12 protein-coding genes are annotated in these 16,872 nt (G+C 61.4%); 7 read left to right on the top strand and 5 right to left on the bottom strand.

From position 1 onward, the window contains the following. Positions 1–38 precede the first annotated feature (38 nt). Positions 39–2,213: a malate synthase G gene (locus tag PQR67_RS11785; RefSeq protein ID WP_408458600.1), complete on the top strand. Its 2,175-nt coding sequence runs from the start codon at positions 39–41 to the stop codon at positions 2,211–2,213. A gap of 219 nt (positions 2,214–2,432) precedes the next feature. Here PQR67_RS11785 and galU read toward each other — a convergent pair whose 3' ends face one another. Together galU and PQR67_RS11775 are read right to left on the bottom strand one after the other, a co-directional pair. Continuing rightward, entirely contained in the window at positions 2,433–3,350 is a 918-nt protein-coding gene (galU, locus tag PQR67_RS11780) for a UTP--glucose-1-phosphate uridylyltransferase GalU (protein WP_408458597.1), read from the bottom strand. A gap of 286 nt (positions 3,351–3,636) precedes the next feature. After that, positions 3,637–3,780, bottom strand: coding sequence for a hypothetical protein (locus PQR67_RS11775; RefSeq protein ID WP_167346791.1), 144 nt, complete (start codon positions 3,778–3,780; stop codon positions 3,637–3,639). Between the two features lie 241 nt (positions 3,781–4,021). Here PQR67_RS11775 and PQR67_RS11770 point away from each other — a divergent pair, with 241 nt between their 5' ends. After that, a complete protein-coding gene (locus PQR67_RS11770) occupies positions 4,022–5,224 on the top strand; it encodes an acyltransferase family protein (protein ID WP_408458594.1) in 1,203 nt (400 codons plus the stop codon). A gap of 144 nt (positions 5,225–5,368) precedes the next feature. On the opposite strand, the gene PQR67_RS11765 is transcribed toward PQR67_RS11770, so the two are convergent. From PQR67_RS11765 to PQR67_RS11755, 3 genes are all read right to left on the bottom strand, one after another. Next, positions 5,369–7,816: a glycosyltransferase family 4 protein gene (locus PQR67_RS11765; RefSeq protein WP_408458592.1), complete on the bottom strand. Its 2,448-nt coding sequence runs from the start codon at positions 7,814–7,816 to the stop codon at positions 5,369–5,371. Continuing rightward, complete coding sequence (locus tag PQR67_RS11760) at positions 7,813–9,279, bottom strand: flippase (RefSeq protein ID WP_408458590.1); 1,467 nt, start codon at positions 9,277–9,279, stop codon at positions 7,813–7,815. Before PQR67_RS11760 ends, PQR67_RS11765 begins: the two co-directional genes overlap by 4 nt. 102 nt (positions 9,280–9,381) lie before the next feature. Further along, entirely contained in the window at positions 9,382–11,583 is a 2,202-nt protein-coding gene (locus PQR67_RS11755; RefSeq protein WP_408458789.1) for an NHL repeat-containing protein, read from the bottom strand. Between the two features lie 564 nt (positions 11,584–12,147). On the opposite strand from PQR67_RS11755, the gene PQR67_RS11750 reads away from it, so the two are divergent. The 5 genes from PQR67_RS11750 to ppk2 all read left to right on the top strand — a co-directional run bounded on the left by PQR67_RS11750 (position 12,148) and on the right by ppk2 (position 16,866). Next, positions 12,148–13,236 (top strand): acyltransferase family protein, encoded by a 1,089-nt coding sequence (locus tag PQR67_RS11750; protein WP_408458587.1) that lies wholly within the window; start codon positions 12,148–12,150, stop codon positions 13,234–13,236. Beyond that, positions 13,233–13,964, top strand: coding sequence for an SGNH/GDSL hydrolase family protein (locus tag PQR67_RS11745; RefSeq protein ID WP_408458584.1), 732 nt, complete (start codon positions 13,233–13,235; stop codon positions 13,962–13,964). Before PQR67_RS11750 ends, PQR67_RS11745 begins: the two co-directional genes overlap by 4 nt. A 55-nt stretch (positions 13,965–14,019) precedes the next feature. Continuing rightward, a complete protein-coding gene (gmd, locus tag PQR67_RS11740; protein ID WP_408458582.1) occupies positions 14,020–15,063 on the top strand; it encodes a GDP-mannose 4,6-dehydratase in 1,044 nt (347 codons plus the stop codon). A gap of 222 nt (positions 15,064–15,285) precedes the next feature. Beyond that, on the top strand, positions 15,286–15,507 hold the full coding sequence (locus PQR67_RS11735; protein WP_408458579.1) for an HP1242/YdcH family protein: 222 nt from the start codon (positions 15,286–15,288) through the stop codon (positions 15,505–15,507). Positions 15,508–15,879: 372 nt separating this feature from the next. After that, on the top strand, positions 15,880–16,866 hold the full coding sequence (ppk2, locus tag PQR67_RS11730; RefSeq protein WP_408458786.1) for a polyphosphate kinase 2: 987 nt from the start codon (positions 15,880–15,882) through the stop codon (positions 16,864–16,866). The last annotated feature ends 6 nt before the right edge of the window (positions 16,867–16,872 follow it).

Below are 16,872 nucleotides of genomic sequence, written 5' to 3'. Positions count from 1 at the left end.
TGCCCCCACATCGGTCCCATTCAAGGATGGAGCAGTCGATGACTCAGATGAACACGCGCGGTGGACTGCAAGTCGCCGCCAACCTCGACCAGTTCGTCGAAACCGAAGCCCTGCCCGGCACCGGACTCGACAGCGCCGCATTCTGGTCAGGTTTCGACGCCCTCGTGCACGAGTTGGCGCCGAAAAACCGTGCGCTGCTGGCCGAGCGCGACCGCCTGCAAACCGAACTCGATACCTGGCATCGCGCCAATCCGGGTCCGGTGCGTGATGTGCGCGCGTATCGCGCTTTCCTCGAAGGCATCGGCTATATCGTGCCCTCGCCGGCGAGCGTCAAAGCCACGACCGACCACGTGGACACCGAAATCGCCGAACAGGCCGGCCCGCAACTCGTGGTGCCGCTGTCGAATCAACGCTATGCGCTCAACGCTGCCAACGCACGTTGGGGCAGCCTGTACGACGCCTTGTACGGCACCGATGCGATCCCCGAGACCGACGGCGCGGAAAAGCAGAAGGCCTTCAATCCGGTGCGCGGCGCCGCGGTGATCGCTTATGCACGCAAGTTTCTCGATCAGGCCGCCCCGCTCGCGAACGGCTCGCACGCCGACGCCACGCTGTATAGCGTCGAAGGCGGCAAGCTGGTCGTCACGCTGAAGAGCGGCAAGACCGAACTGAAGACGCCGGCGCAATTCATCGGCTATCACGGCGATGCGAGCGCACCGTCCGCCGTGCTGTTGAAGCACAACGGCCTGCACTTCGAAATCCAGATCGACGCGAACGATTCGATCGGCAAGACCGATTCGGCTCACGTGAAGGACGTGCTGGTCGAAGCCGCGGTGAGCACGATCATCGACTGCGAAGACTCCGTTGCGGCAGTAGACGCAGCCGACAAGGTTCAGCTCTATCGCAACTGGCTCGGCCTGATGAACGGCACCCTAACGGAAGAAGTCTCGAAGGGCGGCAAGACCTTCACCCGCCGTCTGAATTCCGATCGCGAGTACACCGGCGCGGACGGTTCGTCGAAGGTCAAGCTGCATGGCCGCTCGTTGCTGTTCATTCGCAACGTCGGTCATTTGATGACGAACCCGGCCGTGCTGACGAAAGACGGTCAGGAGATTCCGGAAGGCATTCTCGACGCCGTCGTCACCACGCTGTGCGCGTTGCACGATCGCAAGCACAAGCTGAATTCGCGCACCGGCTCGATCTATATCGTGAAGCCGAAAATGCACGGCCCCGCCGAAGTCGCGTTCGCGAGCGAACTGTTCGCGCGCGTCGAAGACCTGCTGAAGCTGCCACGCAACACGATCAAGATGGGCATCATGGACGAGGAGCGCCGCACGTCGGTCAACCTGCTCGCCTCGATCGGCGAAGCGTCCGAACGTGTCGCGTTCATCAACACGGGTTTCCTCGACCGCACCGGCGACGAAATGCATTCGGCGATGGAAGCCGGCCCGATGATGCGCAAGGGCGACATGAAGTCGAGCGCATGGATCACCGCGTACGAGCGCAGCAACGTGCTGGTCGGTTTGAACGCGGGCCTGCGTGGCCGCTCGCAGATCGGCAAGGGCATGTGGGCCATGCCCGACCTGATGCACGCCATGCTCGAACAAAAGATCGCTCACCCGAAGGCCGGCGCGAATACCGCATGGGTGCCCTCGCCGACCGCCGCGACGCTGCACGCGTTGCACTATCACCAGGTTGACGTGCAGGCGGTGCAACAGGAACTCGAACGCACCGACTATGCAACAGTACGCGACGAACTGCTCGACGGCCTGCTGACGATTCCGGTCGTCGCCGAGGCGAAGTGGAATGCGGACGAGATCCGCAGCGAAGTCGAGAACAACGCGCAAGGCATTCTCGGCTACGTGGTGCGCTGGATCGATCAGGGTGTGGGCTGCTCGAAGGTGCCGGACATTCACAACGTCGGGCTGATGGAAGACCGTGCAACACTGCGTATTTCCAGTCAGCACATCGCCAACTGGCTGCATCACGGCGTGGTGACACGCGAGCTGGTCGAAGAAACCTTCAAACGCATGGCGAAGGTGGTCGACGAGCAGAATGCCGGCGATCCGCAATACAAGCCGATGGCGCCGGGTTTCGACACGCTGGCCTTCAAGGCCGCGCAGGCGCTGGTGTTCGAAGGACGTCAACAGCCGAGCGGCTATACGGAACCGTTGCTGCATAAGTTCCGGCTGGAAGTGAAGAAGGGGCACTAAAGGCTTTCTGGTTGTAGCTCGGGTCCAAGGCCTGGTTGTTTGGACCCGGGTTTCAGCCGCCCAGGCCAGACAGAAAGACGGGCGCCGCATCATGCGGTGCCCGTTTTAATTTGCGCGGTCGTGCTGCGCGATACTGTTGCGTGAACCTGATGCATCCAACCGTTGCATGACGCGTTTGCGACGGCCGCTTGCCCTTGCCTCTTACCCTGCTTCTTACCCTTAAGCCGCTTCCGCCGTGTACTGCGCGGGCACGCTGGCTTGCATATTCGCTTGCATATAGGTTTGCAGATACGCTTCGAAATCCGCCTTCACTTCCGGATGACGCAGCGCGAATTCCACCGTCGCCTTCAGATAGCCAAGCTTGCTGCCGCAATCGAAGCGCGTGCCGAAATAGCGATACGCAAGCACCTGTTCTTCGGTCAGCAGCGATTGCACCGCGTCGGTCAATTGCAACTCACCGCCGGCACCCGGCTTGAGCGCACGGATATGCTTGAAGATGGTCGGCATCAGCACGTAGCGGCCCACCACGCCGAGGTTCGACGGTGCCTTGTCCGGCGCCGGTTTTTCGACAATGCCCGACAGCTTGATCACATTGTCTTCCCACTCGCGGCCGTCCACGACGCCGTACGAGCGGCTATCTTCGGGCGCGATGGTTTCAACGCCGATCACCGAGCTGTGATAGTGATTGAACGTGTCGACGAGCTGGCTCATCACCGGCTTCGTGCTGTGCAGCAGGTCGTCCGCCAGAATCACGGCGAACGGGCTCTCGCCCACCAGTTTCTCGGCGCACAGCACCGCGTGGCCCAAGCCGAGCGCTTCCGCCTGACGCACATAAAAACAGTCGACGTTGGCCGGCTTGATGCTGCGCACGAGGTCGAGCAGCTTCTGCTTGTTGCGCGCTTCGAGTTCCGCCTCGATCTCGTAGGATTTATCGAAATGATCTTCGATAGCGCGTTTGCTGCGGCCCGTCACGAAGATCATTTCGGTGATGCCGGCGGCAATCGCTTCTTCAACCGCGTACTGGATCAGCGGCTTGTCGACGACCGGCAGCATTTCCTTCGGGCTTGCTTTGGTAGCCGGCAGGAATCGTGTCCCGAGGCCCGCTACGGGAAACACGGCTTTGGTGACTTTCAGCATGGTAGGTATTCCCACATCGGTTAGAAATTAGTGTGCTCGCGGGCCTGGCGGCCACTCGATGTCGCCGCAATGGCTAACAAAAAAATTCAATCCATTTCACGCGTTAATTTTTCAGATTCGAATAAATAAATCGATTATTTTTTCTAGATTCCAGGTCGCCCGACGATTCAGGAAACATTTACATATTCAAATGGAACTGTTTTCTGAAATTCAGAAAATATTACATATCCGGGGAGCTAGTGCTCCAGTGACCCGACCCCGAAGCGAGAGAGCGTTTCGATGCCGCTCACTCGTTCTCGTCGAGTTGCGGCAGCTTGCCCGGGTTGATGCGAAAGCGGCGAATCGGTTCGTTGCGCAGCGCTTCCCGGTATGCGGAGGCGGCGACAAGGATCAGCAGCACGGCGATGCCGGCGAGTAAATGCAGGTTCATGACTTCACCCCAGGTCAGAGAATCCGTGACTTAAATTAGCACGAAAAAAACCTCAAATAATTCACTGAATGGAATGCTTATGCTCAATTACAATTCGTCACAAAACCGCCATTTAATTCAATCCGATACGCAATTTTTTATGGTTTTTTTGCCTGCGCGGTGCACTAGCATGTGATGCACCGCGGACGCGCACAGCGCGCCCGCGAATAAGCTTTTTCCTTCTTCAGAATAAGGACCGCGCATGAGCGACTCAGCACTGGATGCCGCCGGCTCATCCCTGCCCCGCCCTCCGTCACGATCGGCCACTACCTCACGCACCCGCAGCGAAGTACGCGCCGACAGCGCCGGCAAGGAACATGTGATCGACGCAATGCGGGGCTTCGCTGCGCTTCTGGTCGCGTATTTCCATTGCCGCCAGGTCGAATGGGTCGGTATGCAGGCTTTTCACCAGAGCGTCGGTCATTCATTCAGTCTGAGTACGATTGCCGCCTATCTGACATTTCCGATTGCGTGGGGCTCGGCCGGCGTACCCATTTTCTTCGTGATCAGCGGTTACTGCATTCATCGTGGCGGCGCACTGCGCCTCGCTAAAAATCCCGACTACCGGCTCGACGCGGGCAATTTCTGGGTGCGCCGTTTCGCGCGTATCTATCCCGTGCTGCTCGCGGCGCTGGTGCTGACGTTCGCACTCGACTGGGTCAGCTTGCAGTTGCCACCGATCAATCACAAGATTCGCGAGATTGGTCTACAGGCGTTTCTGGTCAACCTGTTATCGCTCCAGGGCGCGGCCGGCAAGACGTATGGATCGAACGGCGCGCTCTGGACGTTATCGCTCGAAGTGCAGTTCTACGCGATTTATCCGCTGCTTTTCGCGCTACGCCGGCGTTTGGGCATGACATCCGTGCTGGCGATCGTCGCGGCGGTCAACGTGGTCTCCGCTTATGTGCTCGAGCGCCACGATATTCAATTCTTCACGTCGTACTGGTTTTCCTGGATGCTCGGCGCGTGGATTGCCGATGCGAGAGCCCGCTCCGCGCCGGATGCGCGTTCGTCGGTCTGGCTCTATGTGTTCGCCGCGGTATTCATTGCGCTGGGCTGCGTGGCGTTCCGTTACGGTCAATACGGTGCGTTTCAGTTCTGGGCGCTCGGTTTCGCGTTCTATCTGTATAAGGCGCTGGAACGCCCTCGGGCCGGCAAGAACGATTCGCCCGGCGTGCGGTTTTTATCGCGCTTCGGTGATTTCAGCTTCTCGCTGTATCTGATCCATCTGCCGATTTTCGTGCTGCTGTCGTCGATCCTGTTCCGCTCTTCGCTGCAAATGTCGATCTGGCCATCGTTCGGCTACATGCTGGTGGCGGTACCGGTCGCTTACGTCTTTTACCGGCTGGTCGAGCTGCCGGCGATGAAGTGGTCGGCGAGTTTCAAGTCGCGCCCGGCACAATAAAAAAACGGAGCGAAAGTCCTCAAGACTTTCGCTCCGCTGCGCTAACGGCAGAAACCGGCCGAGTTCCTGCCTACCCCCGCGTTAAGTACTATCTCACTCAACCGTCCTTCCTCAACCCTGCGCCCGGGTGCCCACAGAAGCCCCTCAACGCCCCGTCACACGCTTCAGAATCCGCGCGACACCTTCCACATAGGTTCCGGTCCCAAACCGGCTCAGCGCCGTCTGATACCCATTGCCGACCAGTTTCTCGCGCAGTTCGTCGTTCGAGCGTAATTCAGCCAGCGTATCGGCGAGACCATGTGCGTCGCCGGGCGTACACAGCACGCCGTTCTCGTAGTCGTCGATGATCTCCAGCACGCCGCCCGCGCGAGCCGCCACCACCGGCCGCTGCGCCAGCATGCCCTCGACGATCACGCGACCGAACGGCTCCGGCGTTATCGAGGTATGGACCACCGCGTCGACCGCGCGCATGCAAGCCGGAATATCGTGCTGGAAGCCGAGGAAATGCACCCGCTCGCCCAGCTTGTGCGCGGCGACGAACGCGTGCAGTTCGATCTCGTACGCGTCCTCGCCGAACAGCGGCGCCCCCACCAGCACGGCGTGCATCTGCGGATTCAGGACCATGGCTTCGAGCAGCACGTGCTGCCCCTTCCAGCGCGCGAGGCGGCTGAACGAGCCGACCAGAAACGCGTCTTGCGGCAAGCCCAGGCGCCTGCGCAGCGTCGCTTGCGGCACCGTGCTCAACGCGTCGAACGGCGCTGCGGAAATGCCGTTGAACACCACGTCGATACGCTTTTTGTCGAAGCGCGTGAGGTCCGCGAAGGCGCGGGCGGAAGCCGCCGAATTGGCGATCACGTGCGTGAGGCCGAGGCGCGCGCACCATTTGATGATCGCCAGTTGCTTGCGGCCGAAGTGTTCCGGGCTGACGATATCGCGCAGATGCCACACCACGGGCCGCTTCGCGAGCTTGCCGGCAATCGCGCCGATCACCATCGCGCGCTGCGTGTTGGCGTAGATCACCTCGGCGTCACGTGCGTGTTTCGCGGTGGCGCGCACGAGCGAGATCAAGCCCTTGAACGCCTGCGCCTTGGGCAACGATCCGCCTTGCTTGCGAACGTGGCGCAGTGCCCCTGCGTCCAGCACGTTGACGCTCACACCGGCTTTGGCCAATGCCGCACGGAACGGGCCATCGTCGAACAGCACGACTTCGATGCGCGAGCGCAAGGCTTTGACGATCTCCAGCAGCGATAGCTCAGCGCCGCCGAGCACCCCGCTCTGATCGACTGCGAGAATGCGAGGCGCGTCGGCGGCCGCCTCTGCCTTGTAGGGGACGTATGGCGGCAGCGTTGCCGAGCGCAATGCCGGCACTGAAGCCCGCACATGGGCGAAGAAACGTTCGCGGAAATTAGCGGCGGAAAACTGCTCGGCGTTCGCGCGGCAGTCCGCCGGGGAAAAACGCTTCACGTGGTCGTCGAAACGCGCGAGCGCCGCAACGATCGAGTCGACGCTCTGTTCGTCGAAGAACATGCCCGTGGGCCGCGCCTCGGACAGATCGCGCACGGTTTCGAGGGCCCCGCCCTTGCCGTACGCAATCACCGGCGTGCCACAGGCCTGGGCCTCGACCACCGAGATGCCGAAGTCCTCTTCGGCGGCGAACACGAAAGCCTTGGCGCGGCTCATGTGGTCCTTCAGCACCTTGAATGGCTGATAACCCATGATCTCGACATTGGGCCCCGCCTTCGCGCGGATCTTCTGCATGTCGGGACCGTCGCCGATCACCACCAGCTTGCGCTCCGGCATCCGCGCGAAGGCTTCGACGATCAGATCGATCTTCTTGTACGGCACCATGCGCGAAGCGGTCAGATAGAAGTCGTCTTTGTCAGCGCACAGTGAAAAAGCCTCGACGTCGACAGGCGGAAAGATCACCTTCGAATCGCGCTGATAGACCTTCCTGATACGTCGCGCGATGAACTCCGAATTTGCCACGAATCCATCCACCGAATTCGATGTACGGATGTCCCAGTTGCGGATGTAGTGAAGAATCAGCCGCGCCAGCGCCGATTTCGGTCCACCGGTCAGCTTCGACTGCTGCAGGTACTGGTGTTGCAAATCCCATGCATAGCGGATCGGCGAATGCACGTAGCTGATATGCACCTGGTCGGGACCGGTGAGAATGCCTTTCGCCACCGCATGGCTGCTCGAGATCACCACGTCGTAGGCCGACACGTCGAGCTGCTCGATCGCGAGCGGCATCAGCGGCAGATAGGCGCGGTACTTGGTGCGCGCGCGCGGCAGCTTCTGGATGAACGAGGTCGTGACCGATTTGCCGCGCAGGAAGCTGCGATCGTCGAGAAAATCGACGAGGCTGAACAGGTCCGCGTCCGGAAAGCACGCGACGATCTGCTCGAGCACCTTCTCGGCGCCCGCATAGGTCACGAGCCAGTCATGCACGATCGCAACGCGCACCGTCTTGTCGCTGCGCCACGCCGTGCGGCGCGGCGGCGTCTGAACACCGGGAGCGGTGGTGAGTTCAGCCAGCGCGCTGCGCGTTGTGGGTTGCAGCACGGCTTCTTCAAGGACTTCGTGGTTCATGCGCTTTTCCTCGGATTCAGTCGCAACAGCAGTGAACGCGCAAGATCGCGCAAAGCGGGGGTCATCGTGATGGACCAGGCGACGTTCGCAGCGACCATCACTACGCCGGCGACAATCGCCAAAGCGAGACCCGGCAGGAAGCTGGCGAGCCACAGGCTGGCCAGCAGAAAAGCGAGGTGGGCAAGCATGTCGAGCGCGATCTGGCGTGCCCGGATCGCCGACAGACGCAGCAGCACGACGTAGTCGAACAGCGCCCGGCCGGCCACGGCGATCGCCGCGCCGGTCAAACCGAAGTGGGTAATTCCGAACCACAAGGCCCCTGCAAACAAGGGCAATTCGAACAAGCCGACGCGCGCGGCAGTGGCCGGATTGACCTGCGACTGGATCAGAATCCGCGTGACGTTCGCCTGGCCGACGAGCCACACGGCGACGATCATGATGCGGCCCACGGGTGCCGCCACCGTGGCGATTTCATTGCCGACCCACAGATGCAGAAATGGCTCGAGCACCAGCATGGCGACCAGCGCGACCGGGGTGAACACCCCGTTGAGGAATTCGAGCGACTGCTGCGTGATAGTGTTCGCGTCCGCGCGCGCCACGGCGGACAGGCGCGGAAACAACGTGCGCACCAGCGCGGTCGGCACGATATTCAATCGCGTCACGAGGTTTTGCGGCACCGTGTAGTACGTGACGAAACGCGCGCCGAGACTCGTGCCGAGCATCACGCGGTCGAGCGATTCCGCAATCATGTTGGTGACGCTCGCAATCAGCATCCAGCCGCCAAAGTTGAAGAGACCTTTGGCCACGCCGAGTTGCGGCGCAAGAATGCTGCGAATCTCCAGCACCTTCAGTGCGGAACGGCCCAGCAGAATCGCCGCAAGAATCCGTGCCAATACGGCTGCGGCGAGCACGTTCTGCAGTGTCGCGCCTAGCCACAGCGCGGCGCCGAGCGGCAACAACTGGAACAGGAAGGTGCCGATGGTCTGATTGGTGTTGTAGATGCCGAAGCGTTCCGCGCCGTTAATCGCGCCGGCAAACACCCAGGACACGTTGGCAATCGGAATCGCCACCGCGAGCCACGGCAGCGCCATATAAACCTCGTGCTGCAACTCCGGCGACACCTTGGTGAAATACGCGGTGTACAGAAACGCGCCGAAATAAATGATCAGGCCGCCCACCACGCCGGTCGCGAGATTGAGCCACGTCGCGCTCCAGAACACGCGCGCGCTCTCGCCCTTGTCGCCCGAGGCGCGCGCCTTCGAGATGTGATTCTGGGCGGCCATACTCATGCCGAGATCGAGAATCCCGAAGTAGCCGATCAAGGTCCACACGAGACTGATCACGCCGTAGCGCTCGACGCCGAGCAGCTTGATATACGACGGCACGGTCACGAGCGAGACGAAAGTCGGCAGCACCAGGCCGAAAAAATTGATCGCTACGTTCTTGAGAATGCCTTTGTCCATCGGATGCCTTGGGTTAAATCAGTTGCCTGATGATTCATTCGGAAGCGCTCGCACCGTGAACGGCGCATCGCGTCATGTCACCTCATGTCACCTCATGACAGGTCAAGGCTTCCAGCGATACATCATCACTTTCCCGCGTGCGTCTTCCTCGACGAACACGAGGTACTCGCCGTTGCTGCGTTTCGTGGCGCTGATGCCGTTGGGCACGTCGACCCAGCCCGATGCGCTGCCCACCTCCGGGCCCGGACGGATCACACCGAGCTCCTTTCCGCTGTCCTTGTCCCACACGTGCACCGCGCCGACCGGCTCGACGCCGAAGACGTATTGCCCCTCGACTGTGAGGCCGATGATCGTGGCGATGGGTTTGGTCTGCGTGGTCCACGGCAGCGTGATCGAATAGCGCTGCACCGGATTGCCGCTCGACCATTTGTCGTAACGCACCAGCACGCGGCCCACTTCTTTCCAGAAGCCACGATCGGCCGGCGTATCGGGCGTATAACCGGTCAGGAACATCGTGTCGGTGTCGGGGTCGTAAATCGCGCGATGCAGCTCGGTAAACGGCTGCGGCACCGGGTAATGCGTGAGATTCGAGTACGCGTAGATGGGGTTGCCCTTCGCATCGAGGCCACCGAAACGGAAGCGATAAATGCCCTTGTTATCGCGGGTGCGCCAGATGTCACCCGCGCTATCGACCCACCAGCCCCAGCCGCCCGCGAGTTTCGTGCCGCTCGTGTTGAGCGTGAATTCGTCCGTATTGAACTTGCCGTCGCCGTTCACGTCGCGCCAGATCCAGTCGCCGCCCGGCGGCGCGTTCGGCACCCTGGCGACTGCGCGCTCACGTCCGGCAATGAAGCCCGAAGGAATCGCCACTTCGCCGTCGCGCTGCGGATCGAAGCGATAGATCTTCAGGTGATCCGCGTACATGTCGCTCAGGTACAGGAACGTGTGCCCCTTGAGCCTGCGGGCGATCGGCAAGCCGGGATACTGGTCGACGTGAAAGACCGGATCGTCGGGATACTTGAAACGGTTCGACAGAAAACCCGCGTATTTCCAGTCCTGACCCGCGGGCTTCGAGAGATCGAGTTCGAAACGCTTGTTGCCCGTGTAGACGCTATCCGGACGTGACGGATCGATCCATGCGCCGTCGACGAACAACAAGCCCTGCACTTGCCAGTTCTGCTTGCCGTCGGGCGCGTAGCTTTCGAGCGTGGCGCCGAGACCCGCGCCGATCGGCTCGTAGCGCGGACCGATGCCGTTGGTCGACACATAGACGTTGTCGCGTGCGTCCACGCCCACGCCGGTCAGACCGTTGAAGCGCTGCGGTCCCGGCTTGCCGGGGACACCGCTGAAAATGCCGCCGCGCTCGCCGAGCGACCCCGACTCCGCGTAACGGCCGCTACGCCTGCTGAAAAACAGCACTTGCTGACGCGGACCGTTGTCGGCGATCAGAACGCGGCCTTGTGCGTCGACTGCGATATCGACCGCGACCGTATCGGCGGCCAACGTGAAGGTTTCGTCGATGCGTTTGCCCGCGGCGGTGTAATGCTCCACTTGCGGCGCGCGGTCGGTGCGCGTGCCGCTCAACACCCAGAGCGTGCCATCGGGGGCAAGCGCCATACGGCCCGGTTCGTGCACGGTCCAGTTTGTGTTCTGCCGCATCGATTCCGCGTCATAGACCTCGATGCGATCGCGCGCGGTGTTGGCCGCGTACAGCGTGGTGTCGTTCGCCGCCAGACCGCCAATTTCGGCGCTGGTGCCGGTCGGCACCTCGTTCATCATCAAAAATCCGGCCGCCAGTTGCGCATGCGGGTCCGCGTTGTTCGCGGCCGGCTGGAACGGTGCGGCGCGCTTCGGATCGGCGATCTGCCGGCGCGAAATACCGAACCATTGCTTGCCCTTCTCCGGCCACACGCCCTGCTCGACCAGACGTCCCTTTTCGTTGCCGACGGCGATTGCCACGAAGGCGTATTTGCGATTCACCGCGATCGCATTGCCGCCGCCGTTGCCCCAACCGTGCGTGCCGCCCGCAAAACCGAGCATCTTGCCGTTCTGGTAGACGCTCGCTTCGGCGCCGCTTTCGTCCCACGGCGCGTTCGTATAGACCTTGCCGTCGGGCGCGACCGCGATCGCGGTGATATTGATCTGCGTCCACGTGCCGTCGCCGAAACCGAAGGTGTTGCCGATCCAGGAATTTTTCGCGTTCAACACGGTTTCCGCGGATGCTGTGAAGCTGACCGATGCGGCCGTCATGCCGGCCGCACAGGCAAGTACTGCAATCCAGGTTTTGAACGTGAAACGGGCCAAAGTCATTCCTCCAATCCGGGCCGTGCCGCGAAACGGGCACAGAGCCCGCTCGGTTGCGAAATCCAATGACTCGGACACGTGACGGATGCGCCCTCCCTGGGCGGCCAATTCGCACCGCTCACATTACGCGGAAAAAACACCGCGACGAAAATCGAAAATAATTCAAAAATATTCGCCGCTTTAAGCACCGCGAAAGAAAATTATTTAAAAATCGATTAAACGGAAATTCCCGTTGGCAGCTGTGCCAAGCCGTGCCCAGTTGTGACTTCACACCCATCCTTACCGATGCCGCCGGATTCCCGCAGCACTTCTTACGTTTTACGACAACGATAAGACACAAGCATAAAAATCAATTTCGAATGAGTAACGAAACACCCTGTTTCAATCTGATTCGCTTATCCATTTCATTCCCGTTTTTTCATCAATTTATTTTGCCTAGAATCGATTGCACATCCATTGCGATGCGCAGCGAGCGCGCCCCTGTTTTCCAAGCCCTGTTCCTGACTTGAGAAGACCCGCGCGATCCTTCGCCCCGACTCATTCGCTTCACTCCATGGACGGTTCATGACTGCTAGCGCACTGCCTTTAGCGCCTTCTCACTCGCGCCGCATCGTGCAACTCGACGGTTTGCGCGCCATTGCCGTGCTCGCCGTATTCGCCCAGCACGCGCTGAAAGCGCCGCTGTGGATGGGCGTCGATCTGTTTTTTGTGCTGAGCGGCTTTCTGATCACCGGCATCCTGCTCGAACGCAAGGCGCGTCAGCAGTCGTATTTCGGCTACTTCTATGCGCGCCGGGCACGGCGCATCCTGCCGCCTTATCTGCTGCTGATGGCGGTGTCGTCGATTCTGTTCGGCTTGGGTTGGGCACAGCACTGGCAGTGGTACGCGTTCTTCGCGACCAATATTGGCGACGCGCTCAATCAGAGCGGTCACGACAGCCTGAACGTGCTGTGGTCTCTGGCGGTCGAAGAGCAGTTCTACATTGTCTGGCCATTTGTGATTCTGTTGCTGCCGGAGCGTGTGCTCGGCTACGTGGCAGCCGCGTTGATCGTGCTGGTGCCGGTGCTGCGCGCGGTTGCCACACCCTGGTTCGATTCGTTCTGGCCGATCTATTACCTGACGCCGTTCCGCATGGACCTGCTGGCGGCCGGCGCGCTGCTCGCGGTCGCCGTACGACGCGATCGCAACGCCCTCGAACCGTTCAAGGGGCTCGCCGTGCTCGGCTTCTTTGCCGCGCTGGCCGTGCTTGCGTGGCTGCATCTGCATTACCCGCGATTTCGTGCGGCGAATACGCCGTTGTCGAACGCCGGGCTCTATAGCGTTTCGTTAGTGCTGTGCACTTCCGTCGTGGTCATCGCCCTGCAAAGCAAGGGCATCGTCAAGCGGCTGCTGTGCAACCCTGTGCTGGTCTATATCGGCACCATCAGCTACACGATTTATCTGATCCACCTGAGCGTGCTGTACACGCTGTGGCCGCTGCACCTGAACCGCTATCTGAGCGCGGCGCTCGCGCTCGCGATCACCCTCGCCTACGCCAGCATCACGTGGTTCGCGTTCGAGAAGCGTTTGATCTTCGGCACCGCGGGCAAGGCCCATACGCCCGCCGGCAGCGTTTCTGGCGGGGCCTCGCAAGCGCCGCAAAGCCGCGCATGAGGCGCCGCGCGTGGCTCACCGCGAGCGTAGCGGCCGTGGCGTCGGTGCTGGTTTCACTGGCGCAGGATGTGCATGCCGGCGGCTCAGCAACGCAGGTGCTGGTAGAGGCCTACGGCGATTCGACCACGCTCGGCATTACATGCAGCGACGGCCGCTGCGGGCCCCAGGCGCAAAACGCCGTGTCCTTCCTGCAGGACGAATTGCAGGCGAAGCACGGCGACCGGATACGCGTCACGAACTACGGCGTGGGCGGCACGACAGCCACCCAGTTGCGCGACGGCACCGGCAACCGCCGTGCCGGTCCGAGCGCCGGCCTGCCGTGGCAGGAACGGCTGGCCGCTTCCTCCGCGCAGATCGTGCTGATCAACTACGGCATCAACGAAGTGATGCAGAACCAGACGCCCGAGCAGTTTTACGCGGCTGAAACAACGCTCGTAAAGACCGCCCGCGCGCTCGGCAAAGAGCCGGTTCTGCAGACCTCGAACCCGATGCCCGACAACCGCCTCAACGCACGGCTCGCCGCGATGGTCGCGATGACGCGCCGGGTGGCCGCCGAACAGCAGGTGCCCCTCGTCGATCAGTTCGCCTACATCAGCAGTCTGCCGGACTGGAAGACGCTGATGTCCGACGGCGCGCATCCGAAACCGGGGTTGTACCGGCTCAAGGCCGAACAGGATTTTCAGGTCGTCGATCCGCTGGTGCGGCGACTGCTGGGCGGCACGCTCTGAAGCTCTTTTTTTCAAGTGCGCTTCTTTTTTCTTTTACCTATATCGAAGGCAAGCTATGAGCCAACCACGCAAAGCGATCATCACCGGCGTATCAGGACAGGACGGCGCCTACCTGACCAAACTGCTGCTCGACAAGGGCTACCACGTGACCGGCACCTACCGGCGCACGAGTTCGGTCAACTTCTGGCGCATTCGTGAACTCGGCGTGCTCGATCATCCGAATTTGCGTCTGGTCGAACATGATCTGACCGATCTCGGCTCCACGCTGCGCCTGCTCGAAGGCGCACAGGCAGGCGAACTGTACAACCTCGCTGCGCAAAGCTTCGTGGGCGTTTCGTTCGACCAGCCCGTGACAACCGCCGAGGTGACCGGCATCGGCGCACTGAATCTGCTCGAAGGCATCCGCATTCTGAATCCGAAGACCCGCTATTACCAGGCGTCGACCTCGGAAATGTTCGGTCTCGTGCAGGCCGTGCCGCAGCGCGAGGACACGACCTTCTATCCACGCAGCCCGTACGGTGTGGCCAAACTGTTCGCGCACTGGTCGACCATCAACTATCGTGAGTCGTATGGTCTCTTTGCGAGCAGCGGCATTTTGTTCAACCACGAATCGCCGCTGCGTGGCCGTGAGTTCGTGACCCGCAAGATCACGGACACGGTCGCGAAGATCAAGCTCGGCAAACAGGACGTGCTGGAACTCGGCAACCTGAGCGCCAAGCGCGACTGGGGCTTCGCACTCGAATACGTGGAAGGCATGTGGCGCATGCTGCAAGCCGATGAACCCGACACCTTCGTGCTCGCCACCGGCCGCACCGAGACGGTACGCGACTTCGTGCGCATGGCGTTTGCCGCGGCCGGTTATCAGCTCGAATGGTCGGGCAAGGAAGAACGTGAGACCGGCATCGACGTCGCCACCGGCAAGACGCTGGTGCGCGTGAACCCGAAGTTCTACCGCCCGGCCGAAGTCGACCTGCTGATCGGTTGCGCCGACAAGGCGCGCGAGAAGCTCGGCTGGAAGCCGGAAACCACGCTCGAACAACTGTGCCACATGATGGTTCATGCTGATCTTGGCCGCAACGAGCATCACGAGACGTTCTGATCTGGAAGGATGACGGGCGGCCGCGTTGGCGGTCGCAGTTTTACCTGTGCCGATGCGTTCGCCTGCCCCGAGGCGCGCTGAAATTCACTAAGCCTGATTGCAATGATTCAGGTCAACGCGACCAATACCTGGTAGTGCAAAAATAGTCTCTTCAGAAAGCGACGACCCCTTGCTTTGGGCGTGCGCCTTTCTACACCGCCACCCAGCCAGAAGGAGCAACACATGTTCCCCGAGTATCGCGACCTGATCTCCCGTCTTAAGACTGAAGACACCCACTTCTCCCGCCTGTTCGAACGCCATAACGCGCTCGACCATCGCATCCACAACATGGAAACGAACGTCACACCCACTGACGGCGCCACCATCGAAACGCTCAAGAAGGAAAAACTTTTGCTAAAAGACCAGTTGTATGGGGTCTTGCGCAAAGCAGCCGCGGCTTCTTGAGAAAGCGGCGGCGACTCGCGTGAATCCGTGCCTTCGTCGTCACGGCGCTCTACACGTCTGCGCTCATCCGTGCCGGCGCAAAAAACAATCTTCCATGGGGAGCCCCTCATCTTGAGCTCTGACCAAGACAAAATTCGCCGACGCGAGCCGGCGCCCCGGCTCGTCAGCCACGGCGACGTCGCCGTCGACGTTCGCGACGCCGCTCGCAGCGACTCGCCAGGTCGTACGGAGGCGGGGTTGCAGGCCGGGTTGCAGGTTGACCCGCATGGCGACGTCGCCGCTGGCCCGGCCCCCCACACCCTCGACGTCCGCTCTGCCCGTTCCGCCCGTCACGCGGCGCGTGCCGCCGAACGTAGCGAAACCAGCCGTTCAGTGGAAGCCGCCAACGCCCTGATCGTCAACGGCATGGAAAGCGTGCTAGCCGGGCAAGCCCTCGCCGAACACGAGCCTGGCGGTGCGATGAGCACCATCAAGACGCTGCTGGACGGTCTCTCGCCCGACGAAGCCCGGGCGCTGCGCACGCAATTGCTCGAAGGCAATCCCGCCACCTGGCATGCAGAAGCCGTGCGCGATCCCGACGACGAACTCTCCCCGGCGCTGCGCGAAGGCGGCTATCCGTACCGCAATCTGATGTCCCGCCGCGCGTACGAAAAGCAGAAATATCGCTTGCAGGTCGAATTGCTGAAATTGCAGGCGTGGGTGAGGGAAACCGGCCAGCGCATCGTGATTCTGTTCGAAGGGCGCGACGCGGCCGGCAAAGGCGGTACGATCAAACGCTTCATGGAACACCTGAACCCACGCGGCGCGCGTGTCGTCGCGCTGGAAAAGCCGACCGAGTCGGAACGCGGCCAGTGGTATTTTCAGCGCTATGTCCAGCATCTGCCCACGGCGGGTGAGATCGTCCTGTTCGACCGGTCGTGGTACAACCGCGCCGGTGTCGAACGGGTGATGGGGTTCTGCTCGCCGCAGGAATACGGTGAATTCATGCAACAGGTGCCCGAATTCGAGCGGCACCTTGCGCGCAGCGGCACGCATATCGTCAAGTTCTGGTTCTCGGTGAGCCGTGAAGAACAGCGCCGCCGCTTCAAGGAGCGGGAAGTTCATCCACTCAAACACTGGAAACTCAGCCCGGTCGACCTCGCCTCGCTCGACAAATGGGAGGAATACACGCAGGCCAAAGAAGCCATGTTCGCGCAAACCGATACCGCTGACGCGCCATGGGCCGTGATCCGCTCCGATTGCAAGAAGCGCGCGCGGCTCAACGCGATGCGCTACGTGCTGCATAAGCTGCCCTATGCGAATCGTGACGCCGCGGCGATCGGCGTGGTGGATCCGCTGATTGTCGGGCGGGCGATGTAACGCAGG

The organism is Paraburkholderia fungorum (genome assembly GCF_046026025.1).
Taxonomy (GTDB): domain Bacteria; phylum Pseudomonadota; class Gammaproteobacteria; order Burkholderiales; family Burkholderiaceae; genus Paraburkholderia; species Paraburkholderia fungorum_E.
The sequence above is the reverse complement of the archived record's forward strand: the minus strand, read 5'-3'. Positions and strand labels throughout refer to the sequence as shown.